The sequence below is a fragment of the Cryobacterium sp. genome, assembly GCF_025463825.1.
Taxonomy (GTDB): Bacteria; Actinomycetota; Actinomycetes; order Actinomycetales; family Microbacteriaceae; genus Cryobacterium.
In genome coordinates this window covers 56,991-73,840 of record NZ_JAODBG010000011.1, presented here as the reverse complement: position 1 = coordinate 73,840, position 16,850 = coordinate 56,991, and the positions used below count along the sequence as shown (strand labels likewise).

At 69.6% G+C, this 16,850-nt stretch carries 17 protein-coding genes and 1 pseudogene; 8 read left to right on the top strand and 10 right to left on the bottom strand.

The window, feature by feature from the left end:
• Window positions 1–259 precede the first annotated feature (259 nt).
• The 7 genes from JWP54_RS01340 to JWP54_RS01310 all read right to left on the bottom strand — a co-directional run bounded on the left by JWP54_RS01340 (window position 260) and on the right by JWP54_RS01310 (window position 5,744).
• The gene (locus JWP54_RS01340; RefSeq protein WP_297366381.1) at window positions 260–988 is read right to left on the bottom strand and encodes a response regulator transcription factor; all 729 of its coding nucleotides are present in this window, start codon (window positions 986–988) and stop codon (window positions 260–262) included.
• On the bottom strand, window positions 985–1,863 hold the full coding sequence (locus tag JWP54_RS01335) for a sensor histidine kinase (RefSeq protein WP_297366380.1): 879 nt from the start codon (window positions 1,861–1,863) through the stop codon (window positions 985–987). The genes JWP54_RS01340 and JWP54_RS01335 overlap by 4 nt, the downstream gene beginning before the upstream one ends.
• Before the next feature lie 69 nt (window positions 1,864–1,932).
• Entirely contained in the window at window positions 1,933–2,193 is a 261-nt protein-coding gene (locus JWP54_RS01330; protein ID WP_297366379.1) for a hypothetical protein, read from the bottom strand.
• A 61-nt stretch (window positions 2,194–2,254) separates the two neighbouring features.
• Window positions 2,255–2,386 (bottom strand): hypothetical protein, encoded by a 132-nt coding sequence (locus tag JWP54_RS01325; RefSeq protein ID WP_297366378.1) that lies wholly within the window; start codon window positions 2,384–2,386, stop codon window positions 2,255–2,257.
• A 34-nt stretch (window positions 2,387–2,420) separates the two neighbouring features.
• Entirely contained in the window at window positions 2,421–3,320 is a 900-nt protein-coding gene (locus JWP54_RS01320) for a helix-turn-helix transcriptional regulator (RefSeq protein ID WP_297366377.1), read from the bottom strand.
• A gap of 377 nt (window positions 3,321–3,697) precedes the next feature.
• Window positions 3,698–4,360: an SDR family oxidoreductase gene (locus JWP54_RS01315; RefSeq protein WP_297366376.1), complete on the bottom strand. Its 663-nt coding sequence runs from the start codon at window positions 4,358–4,360 to the stop codon at window positions 3,698–3,700.
• Window positions 4,353–5,744 (bottom strand): DUF6421 family protein, encoded by a 1,392-nt coding sequence (locus JWP54_RS01310; RefSeq protein WP_297366375.1) that lies wholly within the window; start codon window positions 5,742–5,744, stop codon window positions 4,353–4,355. Before JWP54_RS01310 ends, JWP54_RS01315 begins: the two co-directional genes overlap by 8 nt.
• 217 nt (window positions 5,745–5,961) lie before the next feature.
• Between JWP54_RS01310 and JWP54_RS01305 the strand changes: the two genes are divergently transcribed.
• The 7 genes and pseudogenes from JWP54_RS01305 (at window position 5,962) to JWP54_RS01270 (ending at window position 12,561) form a co-directional block, all read left to right on the top strand.
• Window positions 5,962–6,615 carry a nucleoside/nucleotide kinase family protein gene (locus tag JWP54_RS01305; protein WP_297366374.1) on the top strand — a complete coding sequence of 218 codons (654 nt, stop codon included), beginning with the start codon at window positions 5,962–5,964 and terminating at the stop codon, window positions 6,613–6,615.
• Between the two features lie 101 nt (window positions 6,616–6,716).
• Window positions 6,717–7,892 (top strand): ROK family transcriptional regulator, encoded by a 1,176-nt coding sequence (locus JWP54_RS01300; protein WP_297366373.1) that lies wholly within the window; start codon window positions 6,717–6,719, stop codon window positions 7,890–7,892.
• Window positions 7,893–8,315: 423 nt separating this feature from the next.
• Window positions 8,316–9,311: an extracellular solute-binding protein gene (locus JWP54_RS01290; RefSeq protein ID WP_297366372.1), complete on the top strand. Its 996-nt coding sequence runs from the start codon at window positions 8,316–8,318 to the stop codon at window positions 9,309–9,311.
• Between the two features lie 64 nt (window positions 9,312–9,375).
• Window positions 9,376–9,834, top strand: a complete 459-nt coding sequence (locus JWP54_RS01285; RefSeq protein ID WP_297366371.1) for a hypothetical protein — start codon at window positions 9,376–9,378, stop codon at window positions 9,832–9,834.
• Window positions 9,828–10,229 carry a carbohydrate ABC transporter permease gene (locus tag JWP54_RS01280; protein ID WP_297366370.1) on the top strand — a complete coding sequence of 134 codons (402 nt, stop codon included), beginning with the start codon at window positions 9,828–9,830 and terminating at the stop codon, window positions 10,227–10,229. Before JWP54_RS01285 ends, JWP54_RS01280 begins: the two co-directional genes overlap by 7 nt.
• A gap of 96 nt (window positions 10,230–10,325) precedes the next feature.
• Complete coding sequence (locus tag JWP54_RS01275; RefSeq protein ID WP_297366385.1) at window positions 10,326–11,087, top strand: carbohydrate ABC transporter permease; 762 nt, start codon at window positions 10,326–10,328, stop codon at window positions 11,085–11,087.
• Window positions 11,084–12,561 (top strand): annotated as a pseudogene (locus JWP54_RS01270) (glycoside hydrolase family 3 N-terminal domain-containing protein). Before JWP54_RS01275 ends, JWP54_RS01270 begins: the two are co-directional and overlap by 4 nt.
• 9 nt (window positions 12,562–12,570) lie before the next feature.
• Here JWP54_RS01270 and JWP54_RS01265 read toward each other — a convergent pair.
• A complete protein-coding gene (locus JWP54_RS01265) occupies window positions 12,571–13,524 on the bottom strand; it encodes an ROK family protein (protein WP_297366369.1) in 954 nt (317 codons plus the stop codon).
• A gap of 229 nt (window positions 13,525–13,753) precedes the next feature.
• Between JWP54_RS01265 and JWP54_RS01260 the strand changes: the two genes are divergently transcribed.
• Window positions 13,754–15,391 carry a peptide chain release factor 3 gene (locus JWP54_RS01260; RefSeq protein WP_297366368.1) on the top strand — a complete coding sequence of 546 codons (1,638 nt, stop codon included), beginning with the start codon at window positions 13,754–13,756 and terminating at the stop codon, window positions 15,389–15,391.
• Between the two features lie 125 nt (window positions 15,392–15,516).
• Here JWP54_RS01260 and JWP54_RS01255 read toward each other — a convergent pair whose 3' ends face one another.
• Together JWP54_RS01255 and JWP54_RS01250 are read right to left on the bottom strand one after the other, a co-directional pair.
• Window positions 15,517–15,954: an SRPBCC domain-containing protein gene (locus tag JWP54_RS01255; RefSeq protein ID WP_297366367.1), complete on the bottom strand. Its 438-nt coding sequence runs from the start codon at window positions 15,952–15,954 to the stop codon at window positions 15,517–15,519.
• An 85-nt stretch (window positions 15,955–16,039) separates the two neighbouring features.
• The gene (locus JWP54_RS01250) at window positions 16,040–16,732 is read right to left on the bottom strand and encodes a hypothetical protein (protein WP_297366366.1); all 693 of its coding nucleotides are present in this window, start codon (window positions 16,730–16,732) and stop codon (window positions 16,040–16,042) included.
• Window positions 16,733–16,850 lie beyond the last annotated feature (118 nt).

Sequence of the window (16,850 nt, the reverse complement as noted above, 5' to 3'; positions counted from 1 at the left end):
AGCAGCCGGCCAGCGCCTTCTCGTTCTCGATCAGCGGATCGATGATCGCGCTGATTGCCGCCGCGACCGGATCAACCGCGGGATCGTCGGCGCCGTTCGGGGTGTCTTCGGGTGTGGCATTCGAGGTGGCCATAGGGACAGTGAACCACCTACCACCGACATCCCCGAGCCCAGTCAATCACTGGTGGACAAGGTCAAAATCACGTCCTGTGGAGGAGCGGCGGAGCGCTGCGAGGGGTGTGAACGGGTCTTGGTGAGGTCAGCGTTGCTGCGGTGCCCCCGGCACGACGATTCCGTGTTCGTACGCGTAGACGACAGCCTGGATCCGGTCGCGCAGGGCGAGTTTCTGCAGCACCTTCGACACGTGGGTCTTCACCGTCGCCTCGCCGAGGTAGAGCCGCCCGGCGATCTCGCTGTTCGCCAGGCCCAGCGCGATCAGTTCGAAGACTTCCCGTTCCCGGTCGGTGAGTGAGCCGACCGCCGCGGGTTCCGGCGCCGACGCTCGAGGCGTCGGTGCAGCATCCGCCCGGTCGGTCGCCGGCCGCCCGGGCTGGGCGTCGCCCGCGAACCGGGCGATTACCTGCTGCGTGATCTCGGGGGAGAGCAGAGCGTCACCGCGTGCGAGCACCTGAACCGCCTCAACCAGGGCCTCCGGTGAGGAGTTCTTGAGCAGGAACCCGCTGGCGCCGTGCTGCAGGGCGGCGAACAGGTAGTCCTCCCTGTCGAAGGTGGTGAGCACAAGCACCGCGGCGCGGCTCGTTGGGTCGGCGACGATCGCGCGGGTGGCGGCGAGGCCGTCCAGGCCCGGCATCTGCACATCCATGCAGATGACATCGGGCTGCAGGATGGAGGCCTGCCGGATCGCGGCGGCACCGTCGGCGGCCTCGCCCACCACCGCGATGCCGGGCTCCGATTCGAGGATGATGCGGAAACCGGCGCGCACCAGGGCCTGGTCGTCCACAAGGAGCACCCGGATCGGCTCGCTCATTCGGCCGGCCGTTCGGCGTTGGGAACCGGCACTTTATCGACAGGCTCGGGCACAGGGGCCGGGGTGGCGCCGGATGCGCCGGCGAGCGGAACCCTGGCTCGCACCAGGTAGCCGCCGCGGGGCCGGTTGCCGAGTTCGAGGGTGCCGCCGACGGTCGCCACCCGTTCCCGCATGCCGCGCTGGCCCAACCCGCCGGACTCCTCGCCGCTCTGACCGGGCGCGGCTCTGTGCGGGCGGGCACCGCGGGCGGTGTCGGTGACTTCCAGCTCCACAGCATCCGCTTCGTAGCGCAGCCGCAGCTCCGCGGTCGCACCGGCGCCGGCGTGCTTGCGGGTGTTCGTGAGGGCCTCCTGGGCGATGCGGTAGAGGCTGAGCCCGATGGTTGCCGGCACCTCGCGCGGCTCGCCGATCACCTGCATCCGCACATCGAGACCGGCGTCGGTGTTCTCCCGGGTGAGCTCGGCGAGCTGATCGACACCGCGGGTGCTGGTGCTCTGGTTGGCCGGTTGGGCGCCGTCGCAGTCGGTATCGTCGGCGCGGAGGGCGCCGAGCATGGTGTGCAGCTCGTCGACCGCGGTGCGGGCGCTCTCCTCGATCACGGCGATCGCCCGGGCGGCAGTCTCCGGGTTGCGCTCCAGGATGCGCCGCGCGGCGCCGGCCTGCACGCCCATCAGCGACACGTGATGCGCCACCACGTCATGCAGCTTGCGGGCGATCCGCACCCGCTCGAGGCTCACGGCCTGGGCGGCGGTGCGCTCGCGTTCGGCCGCGAGCTCCAGGGTGCGCGCCTCCAGCTCCGCGGAGCGCCGGGCGGCATGCGAGGAGGTGTCGCCGAAGTGATACGCCGCCCAGAAGTAGACCAGGTTGATCAGCACCTGTAGCAGCCCGTAGGCCGCGTACGGCGAGAAGACACCCTCCCGGGACAGCTCCGGGATGGAGGTGGCCTAGTTGGCGTGCTCGAGCAGGGTCCAGAACAACCAGATGAACATGCCCGCGATGATGCCCAGCCGGGTCCAGCGGGCGAGCATCCGGTGCTGGCTCCAGGCGCCGACCGAGTAGATGGCCACGTAGAGGCAGATGCTCGAGAACAGGGCGTCGCTCACCCCCAGGGCTCCGAAGACACCGAACACGAGGGAGAGCAGCAGCGCCACGGCCTCCGGCCAGCGCCGCCGGGCGGCCAGGGGAGGGCGATGAGCGCCACCCACACCACCGCCAGCCAGGTCGACGACTCGGCCATGATGCCTGCGCCGCGGGTGAGAGTGAGGCTCAGCGCGGTGCCGCCGGCCAGCCCACGGCCACCCAGGCAGCCGCCCGGTAGCTGGAGCGCGGTCCGCGCGGGCGCCGCCATCCGTCGGCCAGGGGATCAGCGACCCGGTCGGTGCCGGCTAGTGCAGTCATGCCTCCACGCTAGCGCCGCCGCCGCGCCGGCGGATCAGCCCCCAGGGGGAGCCTCGTCGGGAACGGACGTGCGCTGGGGAGCCAGGTGCTCCTCGGTGGCGGCCCAGCTGGCGAGCATGGTCAGCGCGTCGTGGCTGGCCGAGCCGGGTTCGGTGCCGTAGACGATCAGGGCCAGGCCGGGGTCGGCGGGCAGGTCCATCGACTCGAAGGTGAGCTGCAGGTCGCCGACGACCGGATGATGGATGCCCTTGGTGCCGGTGGTGTGGTGCCGCACGTTGTGCTTGGCCCACAGGGTGGCGAACTCGGTGCTCCGGGTGGACAGCTCCCCGACGAGGTTGGACAGGCCCCGGTCGTGCGGGTCCTTGCCGGCTTCGCTGCGGAGGCTCGCGACCATGTCTGTCGCCGCGCCCGGCCAGTCGAGGAAGAAGGTCCGCGCCCGCGGGTTGAGGAAGAGGAACCTGGCGGTGTTCACCGGCTGGACCCCAGCGGCGTAGATCTCGGAGTAGACCGCGTAGCCGAGCCGGTTGGCGGCCAGGAGGTCGCGACGGTTGTTGCGCACGAAAGCGGGCACATCCGTCATGGCATCGAGGATGCGTTGCACGGTGGGCCGCACCCGCTGCTGGGCGGGGCGCCGGCGGGCCGGCCGCACCGAGGCGGTCGTGCGGGCGAGGTCGAACAGGTGCTCGCGTTCCGCGTCGTCCAGCTGCAGCGCCCGGGCGATGGCCGCGAGGACGCTCTCGGAGACGCCGCCGAAGTTGCCGCGCTCGAGCCGGGTGTAATAGTCCACGCTCACGCCGGCGAGCATGGCGACCTCCTCACGGCGGAGGCCGGCGACGCGGCGGTTGCCGCCGTAGGCCGGCAGACCCGCCTTCTCGGGCGTGATCTTCGCGCGCCGGCTGGCCAAGAATTCACGGATCTCGTTCTGGGTGCTCACGCAGCCAAATCTAGGCGCCACCCGCCGCCGGGTGAGAGGCCCTGCCAGTACCTGCCGGGGGCCGCTCCCGCGGCGGCGCGGGCGCGGCGCCGCTGCGCGGGGTGGCTGGGCGGATGGCATTCGTTGCGCGGGTCAGGCGCCGTTACGCGGGTGGCGTGCCACCCGCGTACTGGCGCGGTGCCCGCGTGGCGGTGGTGAGGGGCGCTGCGCGGGTTGGGCGCCGCTGGGCCGGTGGGGCGCCGCTGGGCGGGTGGCTGGGCGGATTGGCTGAGCGGATTGGATCCGTTGCGCGGGTCAGGCGCCGTTGCGCGGGTGGCGTGCCACCCGCGGAGTGGCGCGGTGCCCGCGGAGCGCAGATGGCCGGGGGCGGGAGCGGGTCAGGCTGAGGTGAGGATGCGGCGGGTGTTGTTCAGGGTGGGGGCGGGGGCCTCCCAGAGCGCGAGCACCTCGGCGGCCAGCCGGGGTTCGAGGCCCTCCAGGGAGCGCACCGCGAAGATCACGGCAGCGGCGGTGTCACCGGCCTTGCCGAAGCCGTGCCCCACCGCCCGGGTCCAAGTCTCGGCGGCGGCCTTCAGACTGGCGTAGTTGGCGCCGCCGGGAGTGGGCGCATCCACCGACACCGACGACACGATCGCCAGCCGACCGTTCATCGACGCCCGCAGGTCGGCGTTGAACGCCCGGGTGGTGTTTCGCAACGTGGTGACGACCCGCTCGTGCAGAAAATCCCAGTCCTCGTCGGTCTGGCCGTCGAGCCCGCCGCCGCCGCGCCAGCCGCCGACCAGGTGGATCAGCCCGTCGATCGGGCCGTGCTCCACGTGCACCGAGGCGGCCAGGGCGGTCACCGCGGCGAAGTCCGCCAGGTCACACACGTAGACGAATGCCTCCGGCGCCACCTCGAGCACCCGTTGCAGCCGGTCCGGGTTGGATCCGACCGCCAACACCCGGGCACCCGCACCGGCCAGGGCGGCCGCGACGGCCACCCCGGCGGCGCTGGTCGCCCCGGCGATCAGGACGGTGTGGCCGGCGACGGCCTCAGGCATCCGCGGTGATCCCCACGGTCGACTCGATGACCGGTTTCATCTTCTTGTCGAGCGCCTCGAAGAACATCGAAAGCGGGAACTCGTCGTCAAGGACGAGGTCGGTGTACCCCTTCGGCGCCCCGGCGAGCACCTCCAGCGGCAGCCCGCGCGCCCAGTTCGACGCCGGGTTCGGCGTGAGGGTCTGGGTGAGCATTTCGTATGCGGCCAGCCAGTGCGCCTTCTTCGGCCGGTCGATCGACGCCCAGTACAACTCGTCGATCCGGGCGCCGAGCGCGATCACCGCATCCGGCACCGCGTCCCAGTCGAACGACAGCGCCGTGTCCGTCCAGTGCAGCACGTGGTGCTGATGCAGCCACGCGAACAGCAGTTGCCCGCCCAGGCCGTCGTAGTTGCGCACCCGGCTGCCGGTGATCGAAAACCGGAAGATCCGGTCGAAGATCACCGCGTACTGCACCAGCTTGGCGTGCTGGCGGGCATCGGGGCTGGCGGTGTCGTCGCGTTCGATCTTCACCGATGCGCGGAACGCGGTGAGGTCGCAGCGCAGCTCCTCGAGCGAATACAGGAAGAACGGCATCCGCTGTTTGATCATGAACGGATCGAACGGCAGGTCGCCGCGCATGTGGGTGCGGTCGTGGATGAGGTCCCACATCACGAAGGTCTCTTCGGTGAGGTGCTGGTCGTCGAGCAGCGCCTCGGCCTCGGCGGGCAGCTCGAGCCGGGTGATCGAGGCTGCGGCGTGCACCACCCGGCGGAACCTCGCGGCCTCCCGGTCGGCGAAGATCGCGCCCCAGGTGAACGTGGGGATCTGCCGCATCGCCACGGTCTCGGGGAACAGCACGGCCGAGTTGGTGTCGTAGCCGGCCGTGAAGTCGAGAAACCGGATGGGCACGAACAGTCTGTTGGTGTACTCCAGTTCCAGCTCGGCCACGAATTCGGGCCAGATCACCTCGATCAGCACCGCCTCCACGAGCGGGTTGGTGCTGCCGTTCTGGGTATACATCGGGAAGACGACCAGGTGCCGGATGCGGTCGACGCGGTGCTGCTGCGGCTGGAAGGCCATCAGTGCGTCGTAGAAGTCCGGCACGCCGAAGCCGCTCGCGGCCCAGCGGTCGAAGTCGACCACGAGGGCGGCGAGGTAGGCGGCGTCGTGCGGGAAGTGCGGGGCGAGCTCCTGCACGGCCGAGGTGATCTCGGCGACCAGGCCCTTCGCATCCGCATCGGTGCCGGTCTCGGGGATCGAGCCGTCCTGCGCCTGTACGGCCTGCAGGACGCCGGCGGCGTGCTTCAGCCGCAACCATGCGGGGGACCGGGTGAGGTCGATGGTGCCGGCGTCTTCGAGAACCTCGGGCTCACCGACCAGTGCATCTGCAATGTAATTCGACATGGGAACCTCCCGTCCTCGTGAGTGCCGCGGTTGCGGCGTGCGGTGGCGCGCTGGTGTGCGCCGACCCCAGCGTATCCGGGGGTCAGCGGCGTTTTCATGCGAACCACCGCAACGAATCACCGCCCTCAGCCGAAGTGGCGGCGGATTGTTCCGATCGGGTCGGTGCGAGCGACCCGGGCTGAACGCCGAGCACTATGTCAGGCTGGATAGTTGTCCTATGGAGATTGTAGAAGCGACCGTGGACGAGCTGGCAGAGCGGGCGTTCGGCCTGCTGGCGCAGAACGGCCGCATCATCGTGGGCATCACCGGCAGCCCGGGCGCGGGCAAGACCACCCTGGCGAAGCAGCTGGTGGATCGCCTCAACCACGGCGCGACCGGGTCACGGGCCGTGTACCTGCCGATGGACGGCTTCCACCTGGCCAACGCCACCCTCGACCGGCTGGGGATCCACGACCGCAAGGGCGCCATCGACACGTTCGACGGCTGGGGATTCGTCGCCTTGCTCAACCGGGTGCGCGAGGAGCGGGACCACACCGTCTACGCGCCCAGCTTCGAACGCACCGTCGACGAGGGCATCGCTGGGGAGGTTGCCATCCCGGCGGGCACCGAGATCGTTGTCGTCGAGGGCAACTACCTGCTCGTCGACCAGGAGCCATGGAACCGGATTCCGGGCCTGCTCGCCGAGTCCTGGTTCTGCGCGACCGCGGCCGACGAACGGCTCAGCCGGCTCGTGGACCGGCACACCCGGCATGGGCGCAGCCCGGAGGCGGCACTCGCCTGGGCGAGTTCGGTGGACGGCGCGAACGCAATCCTGATCGAGACCACCAGGGCGCGGGCAGATCTGGTCGTCTCCGGAGGCGCCCAGCGCTAGTCGGCAACACAACCGCGGCCGCGTTACGAATTGGTAAACAGGTCGACCAAATAGCTTGTTCTCCCTTGCGCACCTTTAGTTCGTAAGATCTACTAACAAACATGACGACCACCGGTGCCCCGCGGATGATCCAGGACCGTGCCCTTCGCCCCACTGCGAAGGTCCTGCCCGAGCACATCCGCCTGAACAACCGCACCCTGGTGCTGCAGACGCTCTACCGCACCGGGCTGCAAAGCCGCGCCGACCTGGCCCGCGAGACCGGCCTCACCCGGGTGACGGTGTCCGACCTGATCAGCGAACTGATGGGAGAGAACCTCGTCATCGAACTCGGCCAGCGCCAGGAACCCCGCCCCGGCAAGCCGGCCACACTGCTGGACATCAACCGGGTCGCCTTCCAGATCGTCACCCTCGACCTCTCGGGCCACACCCGGTTGCGCGGAGCGGTGCTCAGCCTCGACGGCGTCGTGCTCTCCAGCTCCGGAATCGACCTCGCCGACGCCCGCGGTGAGGCGGCCTATGACAAGGTCGCCGAACTGCTCGCCCAAGTGATCGCCCGGGCCACCGCCCCCATCCTGGGTGTCGGCATCGGATCTCCCGGCATCGTCGACCGGGCCGGCGTTGTGCGCAACGCTCCCAACCTCGGCTGGCGCGACCAGCCGTTGCAGGCTCGGCTGCAGAACGCCACCGGTTTGCCGGTGCGGGTGGTCAACGACGCGAACGCCGCCGTACTCGCCGAACACAGCTTCGGCGGCGCCGACCACGACCTGCTGCTGGTCAAGGTCGGCCACGGTGTCGGTGCCGGCCTCCTGATCGGCGGTCGGGCCATCTTCGGCGAGCGCTTCGCGGCCGGTGAGATCGGCCACGTCGTCGTGGGTACCGATGACGGTCCGCTCTGCGCCTGCGGCAAATCCGGCTGCCTGGAAGCCTGGCTGTCGGTGCCCCGGCTGACCAGCGCCATCCAGGACGCCACCGACGCCGCCACCACCGCCGCGGAGGCGGAACTCGTGATCGACCAGATTCTCACCGAAGCCGGCCGACGGCTCGGCATCATCCTTGCCCCCGTCGTCGGCGCCCTCAACCTGCTCGAGATCGTCTTGAGCGGCCCACCCGAACTCCTCGACGGCACGCTGTCGGCGGCCACCGTCGAGACCATCCTCTCCCGAACCATGGCCACCGAAACCGGCGATCTCACCCTGCGCATGACCGAACAAGGAGAGGACATCGTTCTGCGCGGTGCGGCCGTCATGGTGCTCTCGGCACAACTCGGGGTGTCGTAACCGAGGCTCAACCTGCATCAACGATGTGGCATCCGCCAACGTCGGCAACTGACGGAAGGAAGATCCCATAAAGAGACAGTTTGTATCTCTCGCCGCGTTGGCCACCGCCTCCGCCCTCGTGCTGGCAGGATGCTCGGCTGACGCCGATGGAAGCAGCGACGCCTCCACCGACAACAGCGGCAAGACCATCACTCTGTGGCTCGCCGGCGGTGACACCCCCGACGAACTCCGCGACTACCTGAAAACCGAATTCAACAAGGAGACCGGCGCCACCCTGAACATCCAGCAGCAGGACTGGGGAGACCTGGTCACCAAGCTCACCACCTCGCTACCGGACGAGAACTACACCCCGGATGTGACGGAGCTGGGCAACACCCAGTCGTCCACCTTCACCAACGTCGGGCGTTCCTGGACATCAGCGACATGTGCGACGAACTCGGCGGCGACAAACTGCTGCAGTCCTTTGTCGACGCGGGCAAGGTGGGCGACAAGAATTACGCCCTGCCGTACTACTTCGGCTCCCGTGCGGTCTTCACCCGCGCCGATGTCTGGGCCGCTGCCGGCGTGGAACTGCCCACGACGCTGGACGAGTTCAACACCGGCGTCGCCGCCATCAACGCGGCCAACCCGCTGAACATCCCGGACTTCTCCGGTTTCTACCTCGGCGGGCAGGACTGGCGGAACGGCATCTCCTGGATCTTCGCCAACGACGGGGACCTCGCCACCGTCAAGGACGGCACCTGGACTTCGACGCTCGCCTCAGAGAACACCCTGACGGGCCTCGCCCAGCTGCAGGACCTGTACAAGTCCGCCTCCAATGCGCCCAACGACGCCAAGGACAGCAACCAGTACATCTACCTCAACGACAGCGACGAGATCAAGGACGCGGAGGGTGCCGTCACGGCGAGCACCTCGCTCTCGGCCGCGACGATCATGGCGCCCACCTGGGCGCACTGGTCGATCGGCACGCTGGGCACGGATGCCGACGGCAAGCCCACCCGCACCTGGGACGACTCCAAGAACGCGGTCTTCGCCCTGCCCGGCAACGACGGCAAGCCGGCCCCGGTCTTCGCGGGCGGTTCGAACATCGGTATCTCGGCCAAGAGCAAGAACCCCGAACTGGCCAAGAGCCTGATGAAGATCATCTTCTCTAAGGACTACCAGACCATGCTCGGCACGAACGGCCTCGGCCCGGCGAACAGCGGCTACGTCGACGCGCTCGGTGACGACCAGTTCGCACAGGCCCTGATCGCGTCGGCCTCGAACTCGAAGCTGACCTCGGCTGCTCCGGGCTGGGCAACGGTGGAGGGCTCGATGGTGATGGAGGAATTCTTCAGCAAGATCGAGGGCGCCAGTGACCTCGAGGCCCTCGCGGAGGAGTATGACGAGAAGCTCACCCCGATGCTGAACGGCGAATAGCCGCATCAGCTCCGCACCGCGGCCCGGCCGCACTGGCACACCAGAACATCGAAAGGAGAGCGGCGTGAGCACACTTCGCCCCGCCCGGCCCCGCAAGAAGGGCAGGTCGACGCCGTACCTCCTGGTGCTCCCGGCCTGCGGCATCCTGATCCTGGCACTCGGCTACCCGCTGGTCTGGCAGTTCATCACCTCGATGCAGAAGTTCGGCCTCTCCCAGCAGTTCGGCCAACCGCCGGAATTCGTCTGGTTCGACAACTACGAGACCCTGTTCACGGACCCGTACATGTGGACGGTGGTCGCTCGGTCACTGGCCTTCTGCCTGGTCACGGCCCGGGTCACCATGGCCATCGGCACCCTGATGGCGCTCCTGATGGACGCCGTGCATGCCGCCGTGCGCATCATGCTGCAGATCTCGATGCTGCTCGCCTGGGCCATGCCCGTCGTCGCGGCGATGACGGCCTGGACTTCCAGAACCACAACTGGCTGGCCAGCCCGCTGTCCTTCTTCTTCATCGCCATGGTGATCGTGGTGTGGATGAGCGTGCCGTTCGTGGCGTTCTCCATCTATGCCGGCCTCACCCAGGTCTCCACCGAGGTGCTCGAGGCCGCCCAACTCGACGGTGCCCGGCTCTGGCAGCGGCTGCGGTTCATCATCGTGCCGATCATCCGGCCGGTGCTCGCGATCATCCTGTTGCTGCAGGTGATCTGGGACCTGCGAGTGTTCACCCAGATCCGGCTGTTGCAGGATGCCGGGTCGATCGCCTCGGAGACCAACCTGCTCGGTACCTATATCTATCAACTCGGTGTCGGCTCGAGCGACTTCGCCATGGCCAGTGCCGTGTCGATCTTCGTGCTCGTGCTCACCGTGGCGCTGAGCTGGTTCTACGTGCGCAGCATGCTCAAGGAGGACGACTCATGACCTCGACCGTGGACTCCACCGGCGCCGGCCCCCTCCCGGCCGCTGCCCGCCGAGCCGCCGGCCCGCCGCCCGGGCGCTCCCAGCGGCCGCCGCCGCATCCGCCCCGGCCGGATCGTGCTCGGCATCGTCGGCATCGTGGTCGCGTCGATCTGGGCGTTCCCGGTGTACTGGATGCTCAACTCCTCGCTGCTGCCCAACGTGGTGCTGCAGAGCACCACCCCCACCTGGCTGCCGTTCGGCGGCTCGCTGGACAACTTCGTCGCGGTGTTCTCCGGCGGCACCTTCCTGCCCGCCCTGGGCATGAGCACGGCCATCGCCGTGATCACCGTGGTGTTCTGCCTGTTCTTCGCCTTTTTCGGCGCCCTGGCGATCAGCCGGTTCCGGTTCCGCGGCCGCAACGCGTTCGTGCTGGCCGTGCTGCTGATCCAGATGCTGCCCGCGGAGGGTCTCTTCATCGCCGCCGTCGTGCCGTTCACGATCTGGATGCTGCGCGGTTTCGTCGCCGGCGTGCCGGCCGATCTCGAGGAGGCGGCCATGATCGACGGCCTGAGCCGCACCCAGGCGTTCATGCGCATCACCTTCCCGCTGCTGGCCGCCGGACTCGTCGCCTCCGGGGTGTACGCGTTCCTGCAGGCGTGGAACGAGTTCACGGTGGCGCTGGTGCTGCTGCAGGACAACTCCAGCCAGACCCTGCCGCTGTGGTTGCGCGGGTTCATCCAGGCCAGCGCCAGCCGGGCCACCGACTGGGGCCAGGTGATGGCGGCATCCACCCTGGTGGCCATTCCGGTGATCATCTTCTTCCTCTTCGTGCAGGGCCGGATGACCAGCGGACTGGTCAGCGGGGCGGTCAAGGGATGACCGGGACCGAGGTCGGGGCCGGGAGCGTCGTGACGGCGGAGGCCGCGCTGCGCCGGAACATCCGCGCCACCCTCATGCCGGGCCTCGTCGGCACCGAGCTGCCGGGCTGGCTGGCGGAGCGGCTGCAGAACGGCCTCGGCGCGGTGTGCCTGTTCGGGCAGAACATCGCCTCACTCGCCCAGCTGCGGCGGCTGACGGACGCCATCCTCGCCGCCAAGCCGCACGCGGTCATCGCGATCGACGAAGAGGGCGGCGACGTCACCCGGCTCTACTTCTCCACCGGCTCGCCCTATCCCGGCAACGCCATCCTCGGCCGCATCGACGACGTCGACTACACCGAAGAGGTCGGCCGGCAGGTCGGCTGGGAGCTGCGCACGGCCGGCTGCACGCTCACCTTCGCCCCCGACACCGACGTCAACTCCAATCCCGACAACCCGGTGATCGGCGTGCGCAGCTTCGGCACCGACCCCGTCCGGGTGGGCCTGCACTCCGCCGCCTGGGTGCGCGGCCTGCAGTCCACCGGCATCGCGGCCTGCCCCAAGCACTTCCCCGGCCACGGTGACACCGCCCTCGATTCCCACCTGGCCATGCCCGTGGTGGATGTTGCGCTGGCGACCCTGCGCGAGCGCGAGTTGGTGCCCTTCCGCGCGGCGATCGCCGCCGGCGCCAAGGCCGTGATGACCTCGCACATCCTGCTGCCCTCTCCGCCGCCGTGCTCGGCGGGCTGCTCCGCACCGAGCTGGGCTTTGACGGAGTGATCGTCAGCGACGCCCTGGACATGGCAGGCGCGAGCGGAATCCTCGGCATCCCCGGGGCGGCCGCGGCGGCGCTCGCCGCCGGGTGCGATCTGCTGTGCATCGGCACCGAGAACACGGCAGAGCAGCTCGACCGGATCGAGGCCGCCGTGCTCGCCGCCGTGGCGGCCGGCACCCTGGCCGCGAGCCAAGCCACGTCGCTGCCCGCTCCGCCGCCCCAATCGGCGCAGGGCGATTCCGAGCCGAGCTTCGACACTGCGCGCATTTCGGCCTCCTTCGTGATCAACGACCGAGCCAGGGCCTGGCTCGCCGCGGTCCCGACGACCTACGCGGTGGTGCGCCTGGACACCGTGTCGAACATCGCCGTCGGCGGTGCCCCCTGGGGCCCGTTCGCCGAGGTGGCTGCCCACCCGGGTTCCGACCTCGCGGCGGCGTGGCGCGTCCAGCACGTGATCGGCCGGGGGAGTGACGACACCGCCGAGCTGGTGCTCCCCGCCGCGGCCCCCGTCCTGGTGATCGGCAAGGACAACCACCGGCATCCGTTCATTCGCGATCTGGTCGACGCGCTGCGCGCCGAGCGTCGGGATGTTCTGGTGGTGGACATGGGCTGGCCGTCGGACGACCTCGCCTACGCCGATATCGCCACCTTCGGTGCCTCCCGGCTGGCCGGGCGGGCGCTGCTCGAGCTGCTGGCGTTCCCGCCGCACGCCCCGGCCTGACTCCGCCCGTCAAGAAACCAGGTCGCGGGCGCGCAGGGCGCCGCCGAGCAGGCCGGCGTTCTCGCCGATCGAGGCCGGCAGAATCACCGGTCGGCGGTGGAAGCTCAGCAGCGCGCTCACCCGCTCGCGCAAGGGAACGGACAGGCGGTCGCCGGACTGGGCCAGGCCGCCGCCGATCACGACGGCCTCGGGGGCGAGGACCGCGGCGAGCTGGGCGAGGCTGAGGGCGAGCGCGTCGAGGGCGCCACTCCAGATCGCCGTCGCGGCGGCATCACCGGCTTGGGCGAGGGCCAGCACCTCACGCGCCCCGCTTGGGCGGATGCCGGTGAGTTCGGTGTAGCGCCGCACGAGCGCACCGGCCGAGGCGATGCTCTCCAGGCAGCCGCGCGAGCCACAGCCGCACACGGGGCCGGCCGGGTCGACGATGGAGTGGCCGATCGCGCCGGCGTAACCGGCACCGGTGTGGGCGTGGCCGTTGATGAACAGTGAACCGGCGATGCCGGTGCCGATGACCAGCACCATCACGTTCTGGTACGGTCGGGCGGCGCCGAGCCGGAACTCGGCCTCCCCGGCGGCCCGCACGTCGTGCGAGAAGGTGGTGGGCAGGTGTACCAGGTCTTCGGTGAGTTGCTTGAACGGCACGTTCGACCAGTGCAGGTTCGCCGACAGGATGCCGATGCCCGCGTCGTCGTCGACCACGCCCGGAGCGATCAGGCCCACCGCGCGGGGGCGCACCTGAGGAAAGTCGGCGGCGAACTGCAGCGTGAGCTCCTGCACCCTGCCGACCACCGCGAGGGCCGTGCCCGCGCCATCGTGAGGCGTCGGAGTGCGGCTGAGGCCCAGCATCCGGCCGGATTCGTCGAACAGCGCGGCCTTGGTATCGGTGCCGCCCACGTCGACCGCGATCACGGCTGGGCCGATGCCCAGCGGAAGCGCCTGGTCGACCACCGACGTCAGGGTCATGGCAGGGGCTCCTCAGCGGTAGGCGAGTGTGGCGGGGCAAGAAACCGGCCATGAGTGAATGCGTGCTGATCGTCAACTGCCTGTGGGGAGATTATCCCATCTGCCGGGCACGTTTGTAAAGGATGGTAACAATTGGCGCGGAGTCGTTAGGCAGCCGCGCAGGTTAGGTTTGAAGGACGCGTGCGCGTGAGTGCACTGGACAGACGAAAAGAAGCAGGAAACCTAGCAAGTGGCTGAAGCAACCGTGACCCCGGGCACCGAAGTGTCTCCGAAAGAGGTCGAAGCTCAGGCATTGCGCCGGCGCACCTTCGCCGTCATCTCCCACCCCGACGCCGGCAAGTCCACGCTGACCGAGGCGCTGCTGCTGCACGCCCACGCCATCACCACCGCCGGCGCCACGCACGGCAAGGCCGGCCGGCGCGGCACCGTCTCCGACTGGATGACCATGGAACAGGAGCGCGGTATCTCGATCACGTCCGCCGCCATCCAGTTCGAATACCGCGACAGCGTGATCAACCTCGTCGACACCCCCGGCCACGCGGACTTCTCCGAGGACACCTTCCGGGTGCTCTCCGCGGTGGATGCCGCCGTCATGCTCGTGGACGCCAGCAAGGGCCTCGAGGTGCAGACCATGAAGCTCTTCGAGGTCTGCAAGCAGCGCGGCCTGCCCGTCATCACCGTGATCAACAAGTGGGACCGCCCCGGCTCCGCCGCGCTCGACCTGATGGACGAGATCCGCACCCGCACGGGCCTGATCCCCACCCCTCTCACCTGGCCGGTGGGCATCGCGGGCGACTTCCGCGGTGTGATCGAGCGGGACAGCAGCGACTTCATCCGGTTCAACCGCACCGCCGGCGGCGCCACCCGCGCCGACTCCGAGCGCACCACCGCTGGCGAGGCCGCCGCCGCCGAGGGCGACGCCTGGGTCGCCGCCGCTGAGGAGTCCGAACTCCTCGACGAGGAAGGCCAGAACCACGACGAGGAGCTGTTCCTCGACGGGATCACCACGCCGGTGCTGTTCTCCGCCGCCGTGCTCAACTTCGGCGTGCAGCACATCCTCGACACCCTGGTGGACTTCGCGCCGCCCGCCGAGGCGCGCCTGGACGCCGAGGGCGGCCACCGCCCCGTCACCAGCCCGTTCTCCGGCTTCGTCTTCAAGGTGCAGTCCGGCATGAACTCCTCGCACCGCGACTACGTCGCCTTCGTTCGGGTGTGCTCCGGCCAGTTCCGCCGCGGCATGGTGGTCACCCACTCCGCCACCGGCCGGCCGTTCGCCACCAAGTATGCCCAGCAGCTGTTCGGCAAGGACCGCGAAGTGGCCGAGGAAGCCTGGCCCGGCGACATCGTCGGACTGGTCAACGCGTCCGCGCTGCGGGTGGGCGACTCGATCCACGAGGGCAGCCCGTCGGTCACCTTCCCACCGCTGCCGATGTTCGCTCCCGCGCACTTCCGCGCCGTGCGCCCCGCCGACACCAGCAAGCACAAGCAGTTCCGCCGCGGCATCGACCAGCTCGACCACGAGGGCGTCATCCAGGTGATGCGCTCGGACCTCCGCGGCGACCAGGCCCCGGTGCTCGGCGCGGTCGGCCCGATGCAGTTCGAGGTGGTCGAAGAGCGGATGTCGCACGACTTCGGCGCGGCCATCCGCAGCGACGTTCTGCCCTATCAGCTGGCCCGCCGCACCGACAAGGAAAGCGCGCTGATCCTCGGCCACGATCGCCAGGTGGAGGTGCTCCGCCGCAGCGACGGCACCCTGCTGGCCCTGTTCAGCACCCCGTGGCGCCTGCGCAACACCGTGCGCGACCACCCCGAACTGCTGCTCGAGGACCTCGCCGGCGGCGGCCCGGTCGACGAGGTTCGCTACTAGGCGTACTCACCGCGACGACGGCCTTCGCGCTGCTCTCCGCCACCATGGTGGTGTCGCGGCTGACGCATCTTCCCGGCCCCACCCAGGCTGAGCTGGCGTAGCTCGCTGAATGCCACCCGTGCCCGTCAGTCGCGGCCGGCCACCAGGATCTCCATGGCGTCGAAGAACGCGTTGTAGCCCAGCAGGGTGCGGGCCAGTTGGGCGTCGGTGAGACCATCGCGGGGCTGGGTGAGCCGCATCTCGGTGCCGGCGGCGGCCGGCGCGAACGTGACAATGACGGGTTCCGTGCTGTCCTGGCCGGGGTCGTCGTTCATTGTGAAGGCCAGGCGATGCGGCGGGTCCACCTCGGTGTATCGACCGTGCCAGTTGATCGTGCTGCCGTCGGGCGGGTGCATGACCGCGGTCCAGTCGCCGCCCACCCGAACGTCCATCACCACCGTCTCGACGGGGACCCGGACGCCGTCGCCGAACCACGCGGCGAAATCCGCCGGCCGAGTCCAGGCTTCGAATACCCGCTCGGGCGGAGCCGCGATGGTGCGGGTGATGGTCAATCCGACGGTCATGGCGGCCTCCTCGGTCGGTGCCCTGTTTCGCCTTGACCATAGCGCCTGCCCCGCGCGGATGCGATCCGCTAGTCGAGCAGCGGCGTCACCCCCGCCTGCAGGGCGTCGATCTCCGCGCGCACGTCACCGGCGCTGCCCGGGGTGATTGTCGCGCCAGTACGGCGTCGGTGAGGGCGGCCCGTTGGAGGTCGAAGAACGCACCGCTGGTACTGTCGTCTCGGCCGGCCACCGCGGCGTCGGCCCCAGCGCGGGCCGCGGCCCGGCCCTCCTCGATCTCGATGTCTTCGGCGGTGGTGTCGATGTTCAGTTGCTTCGCCAGCCACGGCAGGGTGGAGCCCTGCAGCAACAGTGTGCCGACCGCCACGATGAACGCCACGGTTAGGATGTTGGTGCGGCCGGGAAACGGCGCCCCTGAGGCGATGGTGAGCGGGATGCCGCCGGCCGCGGCGAGGGTGATGATGCCGCGCATGCCGGTCCAGGAGACGAGCAGATTCTCCGGCGGCGTGAGCACGGTGATGTGGCTGCCGTCTCGCCCGCCCTGCCTGCCGCGCGGACAGGGGCGACCGCCCTGCCCGCCGCCGCGTCCGCCCGCGCTCTCCGGCCTCCCGGGTCGGCTGTGCCTGGTCCGGTCCGGTCCGTCCCGTCGTCGCTCCCGCCGGCGGGCCATCGGGTCGAGGGTGCGCGCCATCCGCTTGGCGTAGGTCAGCAGGGCGAGCTGGGCGGGCCCATAGCTGAAGTACACCCAGGCGAACCGGCAGAGAATGACCGTGAGCAGCACGAGCAGGCCCAGCCCGAGGATGGACAGGTGGGGGTGCTCGAGTCCGCGAGGTCCTCCAGCACGAACCGGAACTGCAAGCCCATGTACGCGAAGACGAATGCCTCGAGGATGAGGTCGA

What these genes read in the sequence shown, in the direction of transcription:
- JWP54_RS01340 (WP_297366381.1), bottom strand. Translation starts at nt 988, where the DNA reads ATGAGCGAGCCGATCCGGGTGCTCCTTGTGGACGACCAGGCCCTGGTG.
- JWP54_RS01290 (WP_297366372.1), top strand. Translation starts at nt 8,316, where the DNA reads ATGTGCGACGAACTCGGCGGCGACAAACTGCTGCAGTCCTTTGTCGAC.
- JWP54_RS01315 (WP_297366376.1), bottom strand. Translation starts at nt 4,360, where the DNA reads ATGCCTGAGGCCGTCGCCGGCCACACCGTCCTGATCGCCGGGGCGACC.
- JWP54_RS01265 (WP_297366369.1), bottom strand. Translation starts at nt 13,524, where the DNA reads ATGACCCTGACGTCGGTGGTCGACCAGGCGCTTCCGCTGGGCATCGGC.
- JWP54_RS01255 (WP_297366367.1), bottom strand. Translation starts at nt 15,954, where the DNA reads ATGACCGTCGGATTGACCATCACCCGCACCATCGCGGCTCCGCCCGAG.
- JWP54_RS01305 (WP_297366374.1), top strand. Translation starts at nt 5,962, where the DNA reads ATGGAGATTGTAGAAGCGACCGTGGACGAGCTGGCAGAGCGGGCGTTC.
- JWP54_RS01325 (WP_297366378.1), bottom strand. Translation starts at nt 2,386, where the DNA reads ATGACTGCACTAGCCGGCACCGACCGGGTCGCTGATCCCCTGGCCGAC.
- JWP54_RS01280 (WP_297366370.1), top strand. Translation starts at nt 9,828, where the DNA reads ATGGTGATCGTGGTGTGGATGAGCGTGCCGTTCGTGGCGTTCTCCATC.
- JWP54_RS01310 (WP_297366375.1), bottom strand. Translation starts at nt 5,744, where the DNA reads ATGTCGAATTACATTGCAGATGCACTGGTCGGTGAGCCCGAGGTTCTC.
- JWP54_RS01300 (WP_297366373.1), top strand. Translation starts at nt 6,717, where the DNA reads ATGACGACCACCGGTGCCCCGCGGATGATCCAGGACCGTGCCCTTCGC.